The 1,262-nt window shown below is 55.0% G+C and carries 1 protein-coding gene; it reads right to left on the minus strand.

All coding sequences use genetic code 11. The annotated features are described in order from the left end of the window. Positions 1-34: 34 nt before the first annotated feature. A protein-coding gene (locus GOW93_RS20630; protein ID WP_170388283.1) for an IS3 family transposase occupies positions 35-1,206 on the minus strand; the annotation gives its coding sequence in 2 pieces (ribosomal slippage) (positions 35-897 and positions 897-1,206; 1,173 coding nt in all). Positions 1,207-1,262 lie beyond the last annotated feature (56 nt).

The following is a 1,262-nucleotide window of genomic DNA, read 5'->3' on the forward strand; positions in this document are numbered from 1 at the left end:
TGAGCAGCCTCATCTGACTGGTCCAAATTGATTGTTAGTGCATCGTCGGCCTGTAATCCATTGGGATGATGGTTTCAGGTGCTGGCGGGCGGTAGCCCAGTGCACTGTGGGGCCGCTTTGTGTTGTAGTGTCTCCTCCATTGTTCGATCAGAATTTGAGCTTCGCGTAGGCTGTAGAAGACTTCACCGTTGAGTAGCTCATCCCTGAACCTGCCATTGAAACTTTCACAGTATCCGTTCTTCCACGGGCTCCCAGGTTCAATGTAAGCCGTCTGGGCGCCAACTGCGGCGATCCAGTCTCGGACGGCCTGGGCGTTGAATTCTGGCCCATTGTCTGAACGTATGAAGCGGGGTGCACCCCGCAGTATGAACAGATCCGTCAGGGCATCGATCACATCGACCGAGTTCAGCTTGCGCTTCACTCTAATCGCTAGGCACTCCCGGCTGTGCTCATCAAGGATGTTCAGCGTCCGAAAAGCTTTGCCATCGTCAGTTCGACAATGAACGAAGTCATAGCTCCATACATGATTGCGATACTCCGGCCTCAGCCGAACACACGAGCCATCGTTCAGCCAGAGCCGTCCTTTCTTCGATTGTTTCACTGGCACTTTCAGCCCCTCTCGTCGCCAAAGCCGTTCAATTCGCCCATCGCTGACAGACCATCCAGCCTCTCTCAGCAGTGCAGCGATCCTGCGATAGCCATATCGGCCGTATTGACGGGTCAGCTCGATCATGTCGGCCACTAATCGGTCTTCGTCTGCGCGACCTTGTGGGACACGCCGTTGCGTGGACCGGTGTTGTCCAAGCACGCGGCAGGCGCGTCTCTCGGAAACGTTCAGCTGGTTGCGTACATGGCTGACGCATGCGCGACGACGAGCGGGGCTCAGTAGTTTCCCTTGGCCGCCTCCGTGAGGATCAGTTTGTCCAACGTCAGATCTGAAACCGCGCGTCTCAACCGCTCGTTGTTCCGCCTGACAAACGATCCCCCGGATCGTTTGCTTAACCGGCTCCAATTCTGAAGCCGCTTCAGTTCTTTCAACTTATCTACACCCATTACGCCGTACTTCTTTCGCCAGCGGTAATAGGTTTGTTCAACAACGCCGATCTGTCTGATCGCATCAAGACGGGACATGCCTTGCCCCATCAGAACTTCAACCTGCCGTAACTTCGAGACAATATCTTCGGGCTTCGGTCTCTTGTCTGCCATTCTTAGTCCTCCGTTTCCTGAACATAACGGTGGACCCGTTCAGTTGGGGAGGCTCA

This window comes from Ruegeria atlantica (assembly GCF_013032455.1).
In the GTDB taxonomy this organism is placed as follows: Bacteria; Pseudomonadota; Alphaproteobacteria; order Rhodobacterales; family Rhodobacteraceae; genus Ruegeria; species Ruegeria atlantica_B.